Genomic DNA, 13,363 nt, shown 5'->3' with positions numbered 1-13,363 from the left:
CGAGGGCTCGGCATAGGATCGGGTCATGCGATCGGTACCCCTCGCGCTCAGCGCCCTTGCCCTGGCCCTCACCGCCGCCTGCTCCGGCGAGGAGGCGCCCCCCGCCGAAGACGTGGTGCCCGACGCGCAGAAGGCCATGACCGCGGTCGAGTCGGTGTACTTCGAGCTGTCCGTGGACGGCGACGTGGAGGGCCTCGCGGTCAAGGCCGCCGACGGCACCGTGACCGCCGAAGGCCAGGCCGAGGGCACCGGGACGATCACCGCCTTGGGCATGGACCTCGAAGTGGACTACGTGATCGTGGGCCAGGACGCCTACGTCAAGGGCCTCACCGGCGACTACCAGCAGATCCCGGTGGGCGACGACATGCTCCCCTACGACCCCACGATCCTGCTCGACCCCGACTTCGGGATCGCGCCGCTGCTGGGCGCGGTCGAATCGGCCGAGCCGCTCGAATCGGAGTCGGTCGCCGGCTTCGACGCCTACAAGTACGAGATCGTGTTCGAACCGGCCGCGTTCGCCCAGTTCCTGCCCGCCGCCGGGGACTGGAACACCGGCACGGTGTGGTTCGACGAGGAGACCCTCCGCGTGGTCAAGGCCGAATTCGCGCAAGGGGACGCGACCGTGACGCTGCTGCTGTCGGACTACAACGAGACGGTCACCATTGAAGCCCCCTGAGGCCCGCCCCGAGCGCCGCAAGCTCGCGATCGGCGCGGCCGGAGCCGCGGTCCTGCTCGGTTCGATCGACGCCTACGTGCTCGTGACCGTGCTCGTGGACATGATCCGCGACCTCGGCATCCCCGCCAACCACCTCGAACGCGCCACGCCCCTGGTCACCGGCTACCTGCTCGGCTACACCGCCGGGATGCCGCTGCTCGGCCGCCTGTCCGACCGGCTCGGGCGGCGCACCCTCATCCACGCGTGCCTGGCCGCGTTCGCGATCGGCTCGATCGTGAGCGCCACCGCGACCGACCTCGTGCCGCTCGTGGCCGGACGCACCCTCCAAGGGCTCGCCGGAGGCGCGCTGCTGCCGGTCACGATGGCCCTGGCCGCCGACCTGTTCGCCGCCCGCCACCGCCCCGTCGTGCTCGGCTGGATCGGCGCGGCCCAGGAACTCGGGGCCGTGTTCGGCCCGCTCTTCGGCGCGGGCGTGGCCGCCCTGGTGGGCTGGCAGGGGATCTTCTGGGTCAACGTGCCGCTCGCGATCCTCGCCGCGCTCGCCGTCCAGTTCGCGCTCCCGGCCGCGCCCGGGCGGCGCACCGACGCCAAGGTCGACTACCTCGGCGGCGCGCTGCTCGCGCTCGCCTTGGGGCTGCTCACGATCGGGCTCTACAACCCCGATCCCGAGGAAGGCGTGCTGCCCTCGTGGGGCCTGCCCACGATCACCGCCGGGGTCGTGGTCCTGCTGGCGTTCGTGTTGTGGCAGTGGCGGTCCCCGGTGCGGCTCCTGGACCCCGAGGGGGTCCGCTGGGGTCCGTTCGCCGCGTGCTTCGCCGCCAGCGCCGCGGCCGGAGCGGTCCTCATGGTCACCCTCGTGGACGTGCAGCTCCTGGCCCAGACGCTGTTGGGCCTGGACTCGAACGGCGGCGCGCTGCTCCTGTTGTGGTTCCTCGGCGGCCTTCCGGTGGGCGCGGTCGCGGGCGGGATGATCGCCTCGCGTTCGGGCGAGCGCCTGCCCGCGTTCGCCGGGTTCGTGCTCGCGGCCGTGGCGTACTGGTGGATCGCGGTGTCGGTGCCCCAGATCGAACCGGGCCTGGCCCTGGCCGGGGCCGCGCTGGGCCTGACGATCGCGCCGCTGTCGTCGGGCGCGCTGCGCGTGACCCCCGACGACAGCCACGGGACGGCCGCCGCGGCCGTGGTCGTGGCCCGCATGATGGGGATGCTCGTGGGGGTCGCGGCCCTCACCTCGTGGAGCCTGCACCGCTTCCGGGCCTCGACGGCCGACCTGGACATGCCGCTGCCGTTCGGGATCACCGAAGCGCGGTTCCTGGAGCTCCAGGAGGTCTACATCGACGCGGTGAACGCCGCGCTGGCCGCGCAGTACGCCGACGTGTTCACCGCCGCGGCGTGGATCTGCGTCGCGGGCGCGCTGGTCTCGGCGGCCCTGCCGGGCCGGGCGTCCACTCAGGCCTGAATTCCGGACATTCCGGGCCCGCCCGCGCCCGGGGATAGGGTTGCCGCATGGCGGATCTTTCTGTGGTCGAGAACGCGGCCGAGCACCGGTACGAGCTTCAGGGCGACGCGGGCGAGGTGCTCGGCTACCTGGAGTACCTGACCCGCGAGGACTTCACGGTGCTGCCGCACACCGAGGTCGACCGGTCGCTGCGCGGCCAGGGCTGGGGCGACCGCCTGGTGCGCCACGCCTTGGACGACCTGCGGTCCAAGGGCCTCAAGGCCTATCCGACCTGCCCGTTCGTGGAGCGGTGGATCGACCGGCACGAGGAGTACGAGGACCTGCGCTACCGTCCTGAGTAGACGAACACTGCGGCGGCCTCGTCTGCTCTGGTGCGGACTGTTCACCTCGGCTTCAGATTCGGGTTCATCTCCCGTTCACTCGGGAATGAAGCATCTTCAATATGCTGTCCGCTCTCATCCTCCTGCGCCACCTCGCACCCGGTGAGGGCGAGCCGCTCACCGACCCGCAAGCGCGCCGCGCCTGGGCCCTGGCCGACTTCCTCCAGCTCTACAGCCCCAGCGAACTGCTCTCAGGGCCCGGCCGCTGCTGCACCGACACCCTCGCGCCGCTGGCGAGCCGCCTGGACCTGCGCGTCTCGGTCACCGAGGACCTGAACGCGACCACGCCGGACCTGCCGGGCGCGGCCCACACCGCCGTCTGGCTCGCCGCCCGCGCGGCCCGGGCCCTGCCCGATCCGCGCCGCACCACCGTGGTCTGCGCCGAGACCGCCGTCCTGGCCGCGCTCCTGGTCGCCGTGGCCGCCCGCGACGGCCACGACCTCTCCCGCCACGACCTCGACCTCCCGCTCGACGCCGACGCTTCAGTGAGCCCGGGCGCGGGCTGGGTCCTCCACCGCGACGACGGACGCCTGGTCGACGTCAAGCCGCTGAAAGTGCGCTGAACGCCACATAATCGGATTGCCCCCGCAGGTCGGTCCCGGGTAGGGTCGACGGTTCGTCTGCGTTCCCGCATCGGCAACGCCTGCGCTGACAACGACATGCCCTCGGCGGCATGGCGGCGCGCCTTCGACGACAGCCTGTGAATCTGCACCAATCCACCTGGAGCACCACCATGTCGTTTGCTGAGAGCACCCCTGAAGCCGAGCTTCAGGCCGAGATCGACCACCACGAGCGCGCCCGCGGCTACATGGCCGCGATGCGCGCGGGCACCGCGAACATCCATTCGCTCCACTCCGAGGACTTCGGCAGGAACGCCGAAGGCGGCTCGGGCGACGGCGACGTCGGACCAGACAAGCACCTCGGCTGGGCGATGGCCAACTACACCGTCGCCCGCATGGCCGACCTCAACGACCGCGACATCGCCCTGTTCTTCGGCCGCATCTGGATGGACGACGGCGAGGACTTCCACATCGGCCGCCGCCACATCAGGGACGAGCGCAACGACCCGCTCGTCCTCGACTGGCGCGCCCCGCTCTCCGAGCAGTACTACCGCGCCTCGGTCCACGCCCGGCACGAAGTCGCGCGCCGTCGCCGCTTCGGCTTCCAAGGCGCGCGCATCACCGGCTTCGAAGACGAGAACCTGCTGCTCGGGGAAGACATCTCCTCGGACATCCTCACCGCCGAGATCGAACGCCCCCGCACCGGCCCGATGCGGGACATCGTGGCCACCATCCAGCCCGAGCAGGACGAATTGATCCGCCGCGACGCGGCCACCGACCTGTGCGTCCAGGGCGCGCCCGGCACCGGCAAGACCGCCGTGGGCCTCCACCGCGCCGCGTGGCTGCTCTACAACTACACCGAGAAGCTCGACAAGTCCGGCGTGCTCGTCGTGGGCCCCAACGACGGTTTCCTCGCCTACATCGCGAACGTCCTGCCCACCCTCGGCGAGACCACCGTCTGGCAGGTCACCGTCCAGCAGCTCACCGGAGCGCACACCGCCACCGCCGTCGACACCCACGAGGCCGCGCTGGTCAAGCACGACGGCCGCCTCGCGCTGGTGTGCGAGCGGGCCGTGTGGGGCCACGTCGGCACCGCCGCCGACGCGGTCACCGCCGAAGAAGGCCTGCTCATCGCCGACGGCGGGTGGCGCTGGCGCCTGGGCCTGAAGTACCTCGACGACGCGGTCGCGAACGCCCGCAAGCTCACCCGCACCTACTCGGCCGGTCGCAAGGCCCTCGAAGACGCGATCGTGCAAGGCGTACGCCGCCAGGCCGAGATCCGCTCGGGCCACTCCCCGGACGGCAAGTGGGGCACCAAACTCAAGCGCACCGAAGCTGTCCAGGCCTTCCTCGAAACCGTGTGGCCCAAGCTCAACGCCAAGACCGTGCAGAAGAAGCTCTACGGCGACGCGGACTTCCGCGCCGAAGCGACCCGGGGCATCCTCACCGAGGACGAGGCCGCGCTCCTGGCCGCGCGCGGGGCGAAGCGCACCGCCGCCGACCTGCTCATCGCCGACGAGATCGAATCCCACCTCAAACTCAGGGACCCCTCGGACTCGTACGGCCACATCGTGATCGACGAGGCCCAGGACCTCTCCCCGATGCAGTGCCGCGTCATCTCCCGCCGCTCGGGCAAAGGCTCGGTGACCGTGCTCGGCGACCTCGCCCAGGGCACCACGCCCTGGGCCGCGACCTCCTGGGCCGACCAGATGCACCACCTCGGCAAGCCCCACACCGAGCACACCGAGCTGACCACCGGCTTCCGCGTCCCGGCCGTGATCATCGCGCTCGCCAACCGGGTCCTGCCCCACCTCGGCGTCGAGGTCGCGCCCGCGCGCTCGATCCGCTCCGACGGGTCCCTGGACTACCTGCGCACCGCCGACCTCGAAGCCGGAGTGCGCGAAGCGGTGGGGAAGGCCCTCGCCGAGGAGGGCCTGGTGGGCGTGATCGCCGCCGACGACCGCGCCGCGGCCCTCGCCCCGCTGGTCGAAGGCACCGAACGCGTCGAGCTCGTGGCCGCGAGCCTCGCCAAGGGCCTCGAATACGACCACGTGATCGTGGTCGAGCCCGCCGAGATCGTGGCCGCCCCGGCCACCGGCGGCGGCACCATCGCCGGGGTCGGCCTGCGGCACCTCTACGTGGCGCTCACCCGCGCCGTCTCGCGCCTCACCGTGGTCCACGCGAGCGAGCTCCCGCCCGAAATGACCGACTGACGGCCGCTTGACAGCACACGGACCCTGTGCTCCGCTGGCCGCTTTCATACCGATACGGTCACGATTTTTGAACACCGAGTTGAACACGAGGAATCTTGAGGAAACCGCCCTTTTGACGGGTCCCTTACCAAAACTCCGGTTTCCGGCCTCCACCTGCTCCTTTGTCGACCCGGAGTGTCCCTACCGTCCAGTTCGGACGCACAGGGGGGACACTTCGGGCGCGGTGGCATCCCATGCTCATATTCGCCTAGAACCGTGCGAACCCGTTCGCACCAGGCAGCCGGACATGAGGAGAACGATGCTGCGACAGAGACGACCGGCGGCCATCGGCGCGGGCGCGGCCCTGGTCCTGGCCCTGAGCACCGCCACCGCGTGCGGCACCGGCGACGAAGGGCGAGGGGCCGGGTTTCAGGACTGCGTCACCGACCCCGTGACCTGCAACTCCGGTGAAAGGGCCGAAGGCGGCGACATCGTGTGGGGCATGGACGGCTCCTGGACCGGCTGGAACCCCAACACCAGCGCCGAGTACACGATCTTCACGCTCCAGGTCGTGGCCCCCTACTGGCCCTGGGTCGGCCAGTTCGACCAGGAAGGCGAGTTCGTCCTCAACGACGGCGTGTTCGCCGAAGCGCCCCGCCTGGTCAACGAGAGCCCCATGGAAGTCGAGTACACCCTCAACTCCGACGCCAGCTGGGGCGACGGCACCCCCATCGGCGTCGACGACTTCACCTACAACTGGTACGCCCGCTCCGGATCCGAGTCACTGTGCGGCGGTTGCGCTCCGGCAGCCGCCACCGCCGCCAGCGTCACCGCCGTCACCAAGGGCGCCACCGCCGACAAGATCGTCATCTCCTACGACGAGGACTACTCCTCCTCGGAGTGGAAGTTCGAACCCGTGCTCTCCAACCCCGCCCACATCGCCGACGAGCAAGGCTACGACTGGCGGACCGACCCGGGTGCCATGGGCGAGGCCGAGACCTACTTCTCCCAGACCGTCCCCACCTGGTCCACCGGCCCGTTCACCGTCAAAGACGCCGAGACCGGCGTCTACGCGATCTACGAGCCCAACCCCGAATGGGCCGGATCGGCGAAGGTCACCCTCGACAGCCTCACCGTCAAATCCTTCGACTCCACCGACTCGATCATCACCGAACTGCGCCAAGGCACCATCCACGGCGCCAGCCCCACCGGCATCAGCGCCGAGAACATCGCCCAACTCGTCGGCGAGGAGGACATCGCCTTCAACGTCGCCCCCGGCCCCGGCTGGAACCACATCGACCTCAACACCAAGAACGAATTCCTCGCCGACCCCGCCCTGCGCACCGCCGTCTTCCAAGCCATCGACGTCGAAGAACTCATCGCCCGCACCTACGCCAACGTCCAATCCGACGCCTCCCGCAAACTCAACCACCTCTTCCGCAACGACGGCGAGCACTTCCAAGACCACCTCACCGCCACCGGACAAGGCGCAGGCGACACCGAACAGGCCCGCGGCACCCTCGAGGACGCCGGATACACCTGGGACGACGGCGACCTCCACACCCCAGAAGGCAAGGCAGTCAGCATCAACTACCGCTACGCCGACGGCAGCGACGACCGCACCACCATGGCCGAACTCGTCCAGTACAACCTCGCCGACATCGGCATCGACGTCGAACTCAAGCCCTTCCCCGTAGGCGACCTCGGCACCACCCTCGCCGCCTCCGACTTCGACATCGTCAGCTACGGCTGGACCTCGGCCCCCACCATCGTCTCCAGCGCCGGCCAGTACTGGGCGTCGGACTCGGCCACCAACTTCGGCGGCAACGAAGACCCCGAACTCGACGCGCTCCTGGACGCCCTCGCCGCCGAACCCGACCCCGCCGCCGCGGCCGAGATCGCCAACGAGATCGTGCGCCGCGTCGTCGAAGACGCCTACGTCCTGCCCACCGTCGACACCCCCGTGTCCATCATGGCCAGCGAGGAACTCGTCAACGTCCGCGACAACTGGGCCTCCCAGCAGCGGGCCCTCTACAACGTGGCCGAATGGGGCGTCAGAGCGTGAGGCCGACCCGCCGTTTGGCCGGAACTGCCCGAAAAGGACCGAACCAAGTGTCACGATGATCCCGGTGCGGCCTGCACGCGGCCGCGAACACACACGGGGGAGTGGTCATATGCGACCTGCACAAGCGAGGGCCTGCGCCTTCGCCGGTTCGGCCGCGCTGGCCGCGGCGGCGCTCGCCGCCTGCGGCGGCGGCAGCGACTCGGGCAGCGGCGACGGGGACGTCACCTGGGCGATCAGCTCCGGCTGGGAGTCGTGGAACGAGAACACCGCCGACGGCAACAACGCCTACGTCCACCAGGTCCTCATGCCCGGCGCGACCGCCCTGGGCGACTTCGACCCCGACGGGCAGTGGGTCTACAACGACGCGCTCCTGGCCAAGGCCCCGGAGCTCACCAGCGAATCCCCGATGACCGTGGAGTACACGCTCAACGAGAACGCCCAGTGGTCCGACGGCGACCCCTTCGACGCCGACGACTTCACCTACATCTGGTACCAGATGTCAGGCGACGCCGAGAAGTGCGACCAGGACGCGTGCGCGCCCGCCTCCACCGACTGGGGCGCCAACGTCGCCTCCATCGAGTCGCCCTCCGAAGGCGTCGTCACCATGACCTATGTGGACGGCTATATCGACCCCGAATGGGAGTTCTTCGGCCTGTCGATGTACCCGGCCCACATCGCCGAGGCCAACGGCTTCGCCGACTGGAAGACCGACCCCGCCCAGATGGGCGGCAGCGCCACCTGGTTCGCCCAGAACGCGCCCACCTGGTCCACCGGCCCCTACACGCCCGTCGACGCCGCGGTCGGCGACTACGTCATCTACGAGCCCAACGAGAACTACCAGGGCTCCATTAAAGGCGGGCTCGACAAGCTCACCCTCAAGGTCGTCGAGGGCACCGAGGCCATCATCACCGAGATGCGCCAAGGCTCCATCGACGGCGCCTGGCCCTCGGAGTTCAACCAGGAGGAGCTCGACAAGGTCGAAGGCGACGACGCCATCACCACCGAGGTCTACGACGGCTCGATCTGGATGCACATCGACACCAACATGAAGAACGAGTTCCTCGCCGACGAGGTGCTGCGCCAAGCGGTCTTCACCGCGATCGACAACGAGGACTTCATCTCCAGGGCCTACCCCGACACCGAGGTCGAGGCCCGCAAGAACCACTTCTTCAGCGTCAACTCCGAGTTCTTCGTCGACATGCTCGGCCAGACCGAGCCCCTCCAGGGCTCGGGCGACGCCGACGCCGCCAACGCCGCACTCGAAGCGGCCGGCTACACCACCGGCGACACGCTCATGACGCCCGACGGCGAAGCGGTCACGCTCAACTTCCGCTACGGCGACGGCGACCCGACCCGCCAGCTCGCCGGGGAACTCACCCAGGCCAGCCTCGCCGAGATCGGCATCGACGTCACGCTCCAGGCGATCCCCGACGGCCAGCTCGGCCCGGTGCTCTCCGAAGGCGAGTTCGACCTGATCATCTACGGCTGGTCCGGCACGCCCGCGTTCACCGTCGCGCCGCAGCAGTACTTCGGCTCCGACTCCTCCTCGAACTTCGGCGGCTACACGCTCGACGGGCTCGACGAGGCGATCGCCAAGGTCCGCTCCACCACCGACATCGCCGAGGCGGCGCAGTTCGCCAACGACGTGGCCGCGCTGGCCACGCCCGCCGCGTTCACGCTGCCGCTGCTGGACGAGCCGCAGTCCATCGTCTACAACAACGGCACGCTCACCGGCGTCACCGGCAACGGCAACAGCCAGGCCGGCCCGCTGTGGAACCTGCGCGAGTGGGCTCCCGCGTAGCGGTTAGCGTTTTCTCCAGAGGGGCGATCCGGATCGGATCGCCCCTCTCGTTCCATATCGGTCGGGTAACAATGCCCCGCCGAAACGGCAGCGAGGGATGGTATGCACCACCCCTTCGTGGCACTGTGTGATGCAGCACTGCCGAGGCGGAAACCCGGCCCCTCTGCGAACCCCGGCTCGGCGACGACGCCTCCCCGGCTCGCGAACGGGCGTCCCCAACCCTCGGCCGGACCCTATGGAGGAGACACAGGAATGGCTCTGACTCGTAGAGCACTCGGCGGCCTGACCATCGGCGGGTCGTCCGCACTCATGCTGGCCGCGTGCGGCGGCAACGAAGACGGCGACGGAGGCGACGCGTCAGGCGAGCTCACCTGGGCGATCGCCTACCCGTGGGAAGCCTGGAACGAGAACACCACGACCGGCAACAACTCCGCCGGGCACCTGGCCATGACCCCGATGATCCCGCTCGGGCAGACCGGCTACGACTTCGACCCCGACGGCAACGTCTTCTACGACGACGCGATCTTCGAGGGCGAGCCCGAGCTGGTCAGCGAAGCCCCGATGCAGGTCAAGGTCACCCTCAAGGAGGGCGCGCAGTGGTCTGACGGCAAGCCCGTCCGCCTCGAGGACTTCATCTTCCACTGGTACAGCCTCTCGGGCAACCCCGAGCACGCCAACCAGGAGAAGGCCCTCCCGGCCGGCACCGGTTGGGGCTCCACGGTCGCCGGCATCGAGGCCGACGGCAACTCGATCATCTTCACCTACATCGAAGGCAACTCCAGCCCCGAGTGGGCCTTCATCGGCGGGGTGTACCTCCCCAGCCACGTGGCCGAGGAGAACGGCTTCGAGAACTGGGCCTCGGACCCCGAGGTCATGGGCGACGCGATCACCTGGTTCAACGAGAACCTGTGGACGGTCGTGACCGGCCCGTACAAGCCGGTCGACTCCAAGCTCGGCGAATACATCATCTACGAGCCGAACGAGACCTACCAGGGCTCGAAGAAGGCCAAGTTCTCCAAGCTCACCATGAAGCCGGTCACCGGGATCGAGGCCGAGGTCACCGAGCTGCGGCAGGGCACCATCGCCGGCTGCTGGCCCAACGACTTCAGCCTGGAGATCCTCCAGCAGCTCGACGAGAACGAGGCCTGGAAGTACGAGACCTACGCGGGCGCGACCTGGTCGCACCTGGACTTCAACGTCCGCAACGGGGTCCTCAAGGACGTCTCGCTGCGCCAGGCGGTCTTCACCACGATCAACATCGAGGAGATCAAGGAGCGGGCCTTCCCCGGGACCGAGGTCCCGTGGCTGGGCAACCACTACTTCACCGAGGACAGCTCCTACTACGTCGACCACGTCTCCGAGGCCGGCTACGGCCGCGGCGACCTCGACGCGGCGAAGGCGATCCTGTCCGGCGCCGGATACGAGTGGGACGGCGACGGCAAGCTGCTGACCCCCGCGGGCGACCAGGTCGTGTTCAACTTCCGGTACGCGACCTCGAACGAGATCCGCAAGATCACCGGCGAGATCATCCAGGCCCAGCTCGAGCCCCTCGGCATCGACCTGGAGCTCAAGGGCTTCGGCGACGAGGACTTCTCGGCCACGCTGGACACCCATGACTTCGACCTGATCGTGTTCTCGTGGGTCGGCAGCCCGGAGTTCACCACCAACCCCGAGCAGCAGTTCGGCGCCTCCTCGGGCTCGAACTACGGCGGCTTCTCCGACCCGCTGTTCGACACCGCGATCCCGGCGATCCAGACCACGTTCGACCTCGACGAGGCCGCCGAACTGGCCAACCAGGTCAGCGCCAAGGCCGTCGAGCAGGCGTTCACGCTGCCGCTGTACTCCAGCCCGCTCTCGGTGATCTGGAACTCCGACCTGGTGACCGGTCCGGGCGTCAACCCGGCCAGCCAGGCCGGTCCGGTCTGGAACGTGCGCGAGTGGGACAAGCCGTAGCCGGCACGTTCCAAGGCGGTCGGAAGGCGGCCTCTCAGGCGTAGCCGGTACGCCACCTTCCGTCCCGATAATTCACTGAATTCCCCCGTGGGGCCGATGCCACATCGGCCCCACGGTCCATTCTGATCACCCGCGTGAAGCCCGAAGTCACGAATGCATCACGAATAAACTCCAGTTGGGGGCGCGGCCGTGTCAATCCCCTCACGTCTGTGCCAGTGTTTGACACAACACCGCCGAGGGCAGTTACGCCTTCCCCCCGCTCGTCGGGTCGCGAGGCATCGGCGCCCATCGCGCCCGCGCGGAGGCACCTCGGCATCGACATCTGGAGGAGAACACTCATGGCTCTGACTCGTAGAGCTCTCGGCGGCTTGACCATCGGCGGGTCGTCCGCGTTCCTGCTCGCGGCCTGCGGCGGCAACGACAACGGCGGCGGTTCCGGCTCCAAGGAACTGAGCTGGGCGATCTCGTCCGCTTGGGTGTCCTGGAACGAGAACACCGAGGCCGGCAACAACTCCTACGGCCACCAGGCGATGTACCCGATGCGCCTCGGCGTCGACGGCAGCACCTCCGGCGACTGGGACGAGAACTCGGAGTTCACCCTCAACGACGCGGTCTTCGTGAGCGCTGAGGTCATCAACGAGGCCCCGCTCCAGGTGGAGTACACCCTCAACGAGAACGCCCAGTGGTCCGACGGCAACCCCGTCCGGGTCGAGGACTTCATCTTCCAGTGGTACAGCATGTCGGGCAACCCCGAGCACGCCAACCAGGAGAAGGCCCTCCCCTCGTCCACCACCTGGGGCTCGGCTGTCGCCAGCATCGAGCAGACCGACTCCGGCTCGGTCGTGATCACCTTCGTCGAGGGCTACCTCGACCCCGAGTGGATCTACAGCCCCACCCTGTACCTCCCCTCGCACGTGGCCGAGGCCGAGGGCTTCGCGAACTGGGCGTCCGACGCCGCCGTCATGGGCGACGCCATCGAGTGGTTCGAGCAGAACCTCAGCGACGTGTGCCTGGGCCCGTGGAAGCCGACCGACTGGAAGCTCGGCGAATACATCATCTACGAAATCAACGACAAGTACCAGGGCTCGATCAAGCCGACGATCGAGAAGCTCACCATGACCGTGGTCGAGGGCACCGAGTCCATCGTCACCGAGCTGCGCCAGGGCACCATCGCCGGCGCGTGGCCGAGCGCCTTCGTCCAGGAGGAGTTCGACAAGGCCGCCGACGACCCGAACCTCGCCCAGGAGGTCTACGAGGGCGGCGTCTGGATCCACCTCGACACCAACATGAACACCCCCGCGCTGAAGGACGTGGCCCTGCGCCAGGCGATCTTCACCGCGATCAACGTCGACGACGCGATCGCCCGCATCTTCCCGGGCACCGAGGTCTCCCGCCGCCTGAACCACTTCTTCGGCCAGAAGAGCCCGCACTTCGTGGACCTCATCTCCGAGACCGGTCAGGGCTCGGGCGACCTCGCCAAGGCCGCCGAGATCCTCACCGCCGCCGGCTACACCGGTGCGGCCGAGGGCGAGACCCTCACCGACTCCGAGGGCAACGCCGTCAAGCTCGTCATCCGCTACGGCGAAGGCGACGCGGCCCGCACCACCATCTCCGAGCTCGCCCAGGCCCAGCTGGCCCTGATCGGCATCGAGCTGGAGCTCAAGGCCATCCCCGACGGCAAGCTCGGCACCATCCTCTCCGAGAGCGACTTCGACCTGGTCGTCTTCGGCTGGTCGGGCAGCCCGAGCTTCGTCTCCGGCCCCGGCCAGTACTTCCAGACCGACGTCAACTACGGCTCGTACTCCTTCCCGGACATCGACGCCGCGATCGCGAAGGTCACCAGCACCACCGACGTCGACGAGGCCGCCGGCTTCGCCAACGAGGTCGAGGCCCTCGCGGTCCCGCAGGCGCTGACCCTCCCGTTCTACGACGAGCCCCAGGGCATCATCTGGAACACCAAGCTGGTGGAGGGCGTCGTCGCCAACGGCAACACCCAGGCCGGCCCGCTGTTCAACGTGGACGAGTGGAAGAGCCTGTAAGGGTTCTGTGAACTGAGCCGAGCGGCGGGGCCCCCGGCCCCGCCGCTCACTGCTTTCACCCGTGGCCCACAGCGCCGTCTCCCACGGGTTTCCCCTGGCAGGCACCGAGAGAAACCGCCAATCGGGAGCATTCAGGGAATGAATATCACGGGAGCATAACGAACGAAGCTCATCTCTGGTTCGGCTGTTCGCAACCGGAGATTCCCGTGGAAGGCTGTACCTCGCGTCACTAGACCCGACG

9 protein-coding genes are annotated in these 13,363 nt (G+C 68.8%); all 9 read left to right on the top strand.

Going from position 1 to position 13,363, the window contains the following annotated elements; translation table 11 throughout:
• The first annotated feature begins 25 nt into the window (after positions 1–25).
• On the top strand, positions 26–676 hold the full coding sequence (locus AB0B28_RS06305) for an LppX_LprAFG lipoprotein (protein ID WP_360117407.1): 651 nt from the start codon (positions 26–28) through the stop codon (positions 674–676).
• A complete protein-coding gene (locus AB0B28_RS06300) occupies positions 663–2,132 on the top strand; it encodes an MFS transporter (protein ID WP_360117404.1) in 1,470 nt (489 codons plus the stop codon). Before AB0B28_RS06305 ends, AB0B28_RS06300 begins: the two co-directional genes overlap by 14 nt.
• Before the next feature lie 47 nt (positions 2,133–2,179).
• A complete protein-coding gene (locus tag AB0B28_RS06295) occupies positions 2,180–2,473 on the top strand; it encodes a GNAT family N-acetyltransferase (RefSeq protein ID WP_360117401.1) in 294 nt (97 codons plus the stop codon).
• Positions 2,474–2,574: 101 nt separating this feature from the next.
• Entirely contained in the window at positions 2,575–3,075 is a 501-nt protein-coding gene (locus tag AB0B28_RS06290; RefSeq protein WP_360117398.1) for a hypothetical protein, read from the top strand.
• A gap of 170 nt (positions 3,076–3,245) precedes the next feature.
• The gene (locus AB0B28_RS06285) at positions 3,246–5,285 is read left to right on the top strand and encodes an AAA family ATPase (RefSeq protein ID WP_360117395.1); all 2,040 of its coding nucleotides are present in this window, start codon (positions 3,246–3,248) and stop codon (positions 5,283–5,285) included.
• Positions 5,286–5,583: 298 nt separating this feature from the next.
• Positions 5,584–7,329 (top strand): ABC transporter substrate-binding protein, encoded by a 1,746-nt coding sequence (locus tag AB0B28_RS06280; protein WP_360117392.1) that lies wholly within the window; start codon positions 5,584–5,586, stop codon positions 7,327–7,329.
• Between the two features lie 109 nt (positions 7,330–7,438).
• Entirely contained in the window at positions 7,439–9,130 is a 1,692-nt protein-coding gene (locus AB0B28_RS06275; protein ID WP_360117389.1) for an ABC transporter substrate-binding protein, read from the top strand.
• 252 nt (positions 9,131–9,382) lie between these two features.
• The gene (locus AB0B28_RS06270) at positions 9,383–11,083 is read left to right on the top strand and encodes an ABC transporter substrate-binding protein (protein ID WP_360117386.1); all 1,701 of its coding nucleotides are present in this window, start codon (positions 9,383–9,385) and stop codon (positions 11,081–11,083) included.
• Positions 11,084–11,421: 338 nt separating this feature from the next.
• Positions 11,422–13,122: an ABC transporter substrate-binding protein gene (locus tag AB0B28_RS06265; RefSeq protein WP_360117383.1), complete on the top strand. Its 1,701-nt coding sequence runs from the start codon at positions 11,422–11,424 to the stop codon at positions 13,120–13,122.
• The last annotated feature ends 241 nt before the right edge of the window (positions 13,123–13,363 follow it).

The sequence above is a fragment of the Glycomyces sp. NPDC046736 genome (genome assembly GCF_040645615.1).
Classification (GTDB): Bacteria; Actinomycetota; Actinomycetes; order Mycobacteriales; family Micromonosporaceae; genus Glycomyces.
Note: the sequence above shows the minus strand (reverse complement) of the source record. Positions and strands in the feature narration are given on the sequence as shown.

Excerpts from the sequence above, each read along its gene's own strand:
- AB0B28_RS06305 (WP_360117407.1), top strand. The coding sequence starts at position 26 with ATGCGATCGGTACCCCTCGCGCTCAGCGCCCTTGCCCTGGCCCTCACC.
- AB0B28_RS06295 (WP_360117401.1), top strand. The coding sequence starts at position 2,180 with ATGGCGGATCTTTCTGTGGTCGAGAACGCGGCCGAGCACCGGTACGAG.
- AB0B28_RS06290 (WP_360117398.1), top strand. The coding sequence starts at position 2,575 with ATGCTGTCCGCTCTCATCCTCCTGCGCCACCTCGCACCCGGTGAGGGC.
- AB0B28_RS06285 (WP_360117395.1), top strand. The coding sequence starts at position 3,246 with ATGTCGTTTGCTGAGAGCACCCCTGAAGCCGAGCTTCAGGCCGAGATC.
- AB0B28_RS06280 (WP_360117392.1), top strand. The coding sequence starts at position 5,584 with ATGCTGCGACAGAGACGACCGGCGGCCATCGGCGCGGGCGCGGCCCTG.
- AB0B28_RS06275 (WP_360117389.1), top strand. The coding sequence starts at position 7,439 with ATGCGACCTGCACAAGCGAGGGCCTGCGCCTTCGCCGGTTCGGCCGCG.
- AB0B28_RS06270 (WP_360117386.1), top strand. The coding sequence starts at position 9,383 with ATGGCTCTGACTCGTAGAGCACTCGGCGGCCTGACCATCGGCGGGTCG.
- AB0B28_RS06265 (WP_360117383.1), top strand. The coding sequence starts at position 11,422 with ATGGCTCTGACTCGTAGAGCTCTCGGCGGCTTGACCATCGGCGGGTCG.